The sequence below is a fragment of the uncultured Azohydromonas sp. genome (assembly GCF_937926365.1).
GTDB lineage: Bacteria > Pseudomonadota > Gammaproteobacteria > Burkholderiales > Burkholderiaceae_C > Azohydromonas.
This window is the reverse complement of sequence record NZ_CALAOH010000228.1, coordinates 1-5,156: the sequence shown is the minus strand read 5'-3', so window position 1 is coordinate 5,156 and position 5,156 is coordinate 1. Positions and strand designations below refer to the sequence as shown.

Genomic DNA, 5,156 nt, shown 5'->3' with positions numbered 1-5,156 from the left:
CGGGCCTCGGCCCGCAGCGCCCGCGGCACGCGGCGCGGCAGCAGCGTCCGGCGCGCCGGGTCGAAACGCCAGGCGCCCGGCGGCAGCCCGTCCACGGCATGCGCCACCACGTCGATGCGCAGCGCCGGTGACAACAAGGACCCTTCCCGCACCAGGCCCGCCAGCACCCCGGCCAGGTCCCGCAGCGACAGCGGCGTGGCCGCGAAACGCCGCACCGAGCGCCGCGTGGCAATGAGCGGCAGCACGTCCACCCGCCGAGAGTCGGCCGGCAGCAGCGCCACCGTCGGCGTGGAGGCGGACGCGGAACCGGTCCGCCCCCCGGGAACGGCGGCCGATGCCGCCCCGCCATTCCCGACGCCGGCCGTCCCGCGCCCCGTCGCCTCACCCGCCCACGGCGGCGACGCGCCGCCCTGCAGCGAGGTCGCCCGGTGCACCGCGCCCGTCACCCCCAGCGGGGGCAGCTCGCGCGGCAAGGGCGGCGGCGAGAACGCGGCGGCACGGGGCGCGACGCACCGCAATGCCGCCAGGCCCGTGTCGGCGGGCGGCCCGGATGCCGACCCGGCCCGCAGTGACACCAGCGCCAGCACGCCCTCCTCGTCTTCGTTCAAGGCCAGGCCGGCCGCCAGGCGCGGGCCGTCGAAGGCGGGCACCAGCCGCGCCTGCCAGCCCACGGCCACCGCGGCCTGGCGCAGGTTCTCCAGCGCGTGGCCGAGATCGGCCAGCACGTAGCGGTAGCTGCGGTCGCGGTACTTGCGCCCGGTGCGGCGGAACACCGCGGTGGCGATCACGAACGCATCGGCGCGGCCCGGCTCTTCGCCGCCAGGCAGGCCCGGCAGCGCCGCAACAGCCGGGTCCGCGCGCAGGCGCTCCAGCGCATGGGCTTCGGCGTCGTAGTGCCAAAGGCCCGGCGCCAGCCCCGGCAACGCGCCGACGGCGAGGTAAAGCTCGGTGGAGAACAGCGCGCCGGACGACGGCGAGGCGCGCAGCACCAGCCCCGGGCGCCGCTCGGTCACGCCGGCCGTGTGCCACAGCGCCGTGCCCAGCGCCAGCAGGCTGTCCGGCCGGACACCGCCGTGGCGCGCGGCCGGCGGCAGCGCCACGCGCGGCGCCTGCGCATAGCGCTTGAACGGCGGCGGGGCCGCGCCCCAGTTCACCGCCGGCACGCCCGTGAAGGACGCGCTGCGGGACTGCGAGGAGTGCCGATGGAAACGATCCACCAGCGCCATGGGCGCTTCGACCGGCGGCTGCGTGGTCGCGCCGTCCGCCGCCAGCAGCACGCCGCGCTGGCCGCGCCCCAGCCGCAGGCCCGCCACGAAGGCCGTGCCCACGGCCAGCAGCGCCAACCCCGCGCCGCCTGACACCAGCATCCAGCGCCGCCCGGCCTGCTGTTCGCGCGCCGTGGTCGGCGCGGGCCGGCCCCGCAGCACGCGCCAGGCGCTGCTGAAGTTCAGCGACAGGTGCAGCGCCAGCAGCCCCAGCGTGGCGTAGCCGAAGAGGTAATGCCAGTCGAAGACCGGCAGTTGCTGCTGCGCCACCCAGAACAGCCCGAACCCCGCCGTGGCCGCGAGGTAGGCCAGCAGCAGCACGCTGCTCCAGGCGTTGAGCTCGCGGCGCGCGGGCGGACGCCCGCGCAGCAGCCGCGCGGCCAAATACACCAGCGGCGGCAGCAGCGGCAACAGCACCCAGAGCAGCTTCGGCATCGCGCGTCGTCCCCAACAGCGTGGGACCGCCGGCGCGGCCGAAGAGTCAACGGCAAGGTGTGTCGAGCTGAAACCCGGTGCGACGCACGGCGCGCGAATTGCTGCATTGCAGCAAAATCAAAGCACACCGTCCCGGACCACAGGAGACAAAGGGGCGCGCTGGCTTTCGCGGCCTGCCGCGGGGAGCCGGTGTCGCCGATGGACGCTCGTCGAGCCGCAAGCCGGGACGCAACGACACCGCCGAGCACCTTCGCAACCCGTCTGTCCTCAGGAGCAGCCATGCCCACCGAAGCCTTTGAAACCCTGCTGTCGCCCTACTCCAAGCTGATGCGCGCCAACATGGAACTGATTGCCAAGTTCTCGGCCTCGCCCGAAGTGATGTCGCGCACGCTGGGCACCGCGCCGAAACTGGCCGACTCGGGCCGCGACGCGGCCCTGAACTTCTTCCCCTCCAACGCCTTCAACGACTTCCTGCTGGGGCTGGTGAAGAACTGGATGGAGTTCCTCACCGACCTGGGCCAGAGCGCGCTGAGCCTCGTGGACCAGGGCCAGGACGCCTTCCTCAAGCGCGGCCCGGCCATGGCCAGCGACGCCGCGCGCGCCATGACCGAAGCAGCCCAGGGCAAGACGCCCCGGGTGAAACCGGCGGCAACGTGATGCACGACGCCCGCTGAGACACCCTGCCGCCCCACTCCCATGGGGCGGTTTCTTTTTGGGCTCCTCAGCGCGGCGCCGAGGCCGGACCTGCCGCACCCGGTACTGCCGCCGCTCCGCACGCGCCCTGCGCCGCACCCTCTTCCGGGCCCTGTGCCTTCAGCCGCGCCAGGATGCGCGTTCCCGAGCGCCCCGTCTCCGGCAGCTCCAGCCGCCGCTCCTCGGCGCGGATGGCCGCCGCCGTGCGCGGGCCGTCGCGGCCGTCGGGCTGCACCTCGCAGTGGCCGCGCGACAGCAGCAGCGCCTGCAGCTCGCGCAGCTCCCGCCGAGGCAGCAGCGGGTCGTCCGTGGGCCAGGCCTTGCGCGGCGGGGGCAGGCCGCGCAGCGCGTCGGACAGCAGCCCGATCGCCAGCCCGTAGGCGTCGGCGCGGTTGTAGCGCCAGATCGCCTGGTAGTTGGGCGTCACCAGCCAGGCCGGGCCGTCGCTGCCCGCGGGCATCAGCAGCGCGGTGCGCAGCCCCGGCTCCCAGCCCGGCGCGCCGTTCTCGCCCAGCAGCGGGCCGCCATCGGCACGCCGCACGCCATCGGCCGCCCATTGCGCCAGGCTGCGGCACGGGCCTTCGGGCTGGCCGCGCTCCAGGCAACGGTGCCCGGATTCCTGCGCGTTGAAGCGTTCCAGCGCCGCGTCCGGCAGCTTCACCTCCACGCCCCAAGGCAGGCCGCTGCGCCAGTTCAACCCCGACAGGTAGCGCGCGGTGGTCGCCAGCGCGTCCGGCGTGCTGCCGATGATGTCCACCTTGCTGGCGCCTTCCGCGGCGGCGTCCATGTAGGCGACGAAGGTGGCGGGCATGAACTGCGTCTGCCCGAAGGCGCCGGCCCAGGAGCCCAGGAAGCTCTCCGGCTGCACGTGGCCCTCCTGCAGCAGCCACAGCGCGGAGAAGAAGTTGCGGCGGCGCTCGGCGCTGCCCAGGTTCAGGCAGGCGCGGCTGAGCGTGGCGTCCACCACCGGGTAGCGGCCCTGCACGCGCCCGTAGTCGGTCTCGATGCCGAACACCGCCACCACCGTGGCCGGGTCCACGCCGTGGCGCTTCTCGATCGCCGCCAGCGCCGCGGCCTGGCCCGCCAGCAACGCGCGCCCGTCGGCGATGCGCTCGGGGTCCACGCGCCGCGTCAGGTAGTCCCAGATCGGCACCTGGAACTCCGGCTGCGCGGCGGTGGCGGCCTCGATCACCGGGCGCAGGTCCTGCGCGGTACGCGTGTACTGCTCGAAGGTGCGTGGCTGCACCTGCGGGTGCTCGTCCAGGCGCTGGCGCAGCGCGTCGATGCAAGGGGCGAGGCCGGCGTCGCCGTCCTGCCGTGCCGGCGCGGCGGTGCAGGCACCGACCAGCGCCGGCAGCAGCAGCGCGGCCAGGCGCAGCGCCAAGGGGGTCTTCAGGAAGTTCATCGGGTCGTGGAGGGAGTGGTGGGGCGCGTGGCCCCGCAACGGGATCCGGGCTCCAGCAGGCGGCTGTCCCGCGTCGGGCGAGCCGCGGCCCCGGGATGGCGGGTCGCGCCGATTGTGCAAAACGGCGTGCGCGGGCCGTTCAGGCGCCGGCGCTCAACAGGCCTTGTCCCGCCGCAACCGTTGCAGCTGGTCCTCGTAGGCCAGGGCGAAAGCCTGGCCGAAGAGCGCGTCGAAGTCCGCCTGGGCCTGGCCGCGCAGGCGCTCGAAGAGCCGTCCGTACTGCACCCACAGCCGGGCCTGGCGCTGCGCGGGCCACCAGGGCGGCGCCACGGCGGCTTCGTGCAGCCGTTCCTCCAGCGCCGCCGGAGCGAAGCGCCGCAGCACGCCGTCGCGCGCGGCGCGGGTGCCGGCCTCGGTGGCCAAGGCCTGTGCGACCAGCTCCTCCAGCGCCTCGGCCACGGCGTCCGGACCGTCGAGGAAGCCGGGTTGCGCCCGCATCAGCAGCAGTTCCAGGGCCGCTTGCGCATCGGGCACCACCTTCAGCGGGTTGCTCAACGGGGCCGCGCCGGCGGCGCGCGGCACTGCGCGCGGCGGCAGCGGCTGCGCGCACATCAGCTCCAGCAAGCCCGCCACCGCGTGGCGCAACACCTGCCCGGCCGCGCGCATGCACGCGGCCCTCGCGCCCGCGTCCGCCTCCAGGTGCAGCCCCGCGCCCTCGCGGAAGGCGGCCCACAGGTCCGCATCCAGGCCGGCGGCCACGGCGGCGGTGCCCTCGGCCGCCGCGAGGGGCGACGCGGACGCGGCATCGCCCTCGTCGGGCAGCACGATGGCTTCCAGCACGTAGGTGCCGATGCACAGTTGGTCGCGGTGGCGCAGCGGCACGCAGCGACCGTGCGGCAGCGGCTCGCCGCGCACGGCGACGGGGTTGGGGCTGCCGATGTTCTCGACCACGAAGCCCGTGGACGCGCAGCTGATCCGCGCCTGGTGGCGCGAGATGTAGCGCAGCGGGTCGGGCAGCGTCAGCGTGTTCTGGTCGGCGCGGCCGATGGTGCCCCCCTCGTGTCCGAAACAAGCCTCGATGGGCCGCGACAGCGGCCGGTCATCGAGCAACACCGCGCGCAAGGTCAGGCTCATGGCGGGCTTTCCGCATTGGCCGGGATGCGGCCGTCGCCGTCATCGTGGGCAGCGCACCACGGCACTTCAACGCACGAAAGTCATATGTGCGGACGGCTCGCCGCGCCTCGGCCCACCCGCTGTCCGCACCAGCCCGACCGAATATCCAACCGCCCCTGTAAAACAAGAGGGTACGTATTCAGCCCACCCCTGGCGGTCAGGCCGACAGCGGCGGCCTAGCGTGT

At 74.6% G+C, this 5,156-nt stretch carries 4 protein-coding genes; 1 reads left to right on the top strand and 3 read right to left on the bottom strand.

Going from position 1 to position 5,156, the window contains the following annotated elements; all coding sequences use genetic code 11:
* Nucleotides 1-1,700: SagB family peptide dehydrogenase (locus Q0741_RS25450; protein ID WP_298235996.1), on the bottom strand; the 1,700-nt coding region annotated here is incomplete at its 3' end.
* Between the two features lie 279 nt (nt 1,701-1,979).
* Between Q0741_RS25450 and Q0741_RS25445 the strand changes: the two genes are divergently transcribed.
* Nucleotides 1,980-2,357 carry a hypothetical protein gene (locus tag Q0741_RS25445; RefSeq protein WP_298235995.1) on the top strand — a complete coding sequence of 126 codons (378 nt, stop codon included), beginning with the start codon at nt 1,980-1,982 and terminating at the stop codon, nt 2,355-2,357.
* A gap of 64 nt (nt 2,358-2,421) precedes the next feature.
* Here Q0741_RS25445 and Q0741_RS25440 read toward each other — a convergent pair whose 3' ends face one another.
* Both Q0741_RS25440 and Q0741_RS25435 read right to left on the bottom strand, forming a co-directional pair.
* Complete coding sequence (locus Q0741_RS25440) at nt 2,422-3,798, bottom strand: lytic murein transglycosylase (RefSeq protein WP_298235994.1); 1,377 nt, start codon at nt 3,796-3,798, stop codon at nt 2,422-2,424.
* Nucleotides 3,799-3,951: 153 nt separating this feature from the next.
* Nucleotides 3,952-4,932, bottom strand: a complete 981-nt coding sequence (locus Q0741_RS25435; protein WP_298235993.1) for a type VI secretion system-associated FHA domain protein — start codon at nt 4,930-4,932, stop codon at nt 3,952-3,954.
* Nucleotides 4,933-5,156 lie beyond the last annotated feature (224 nt).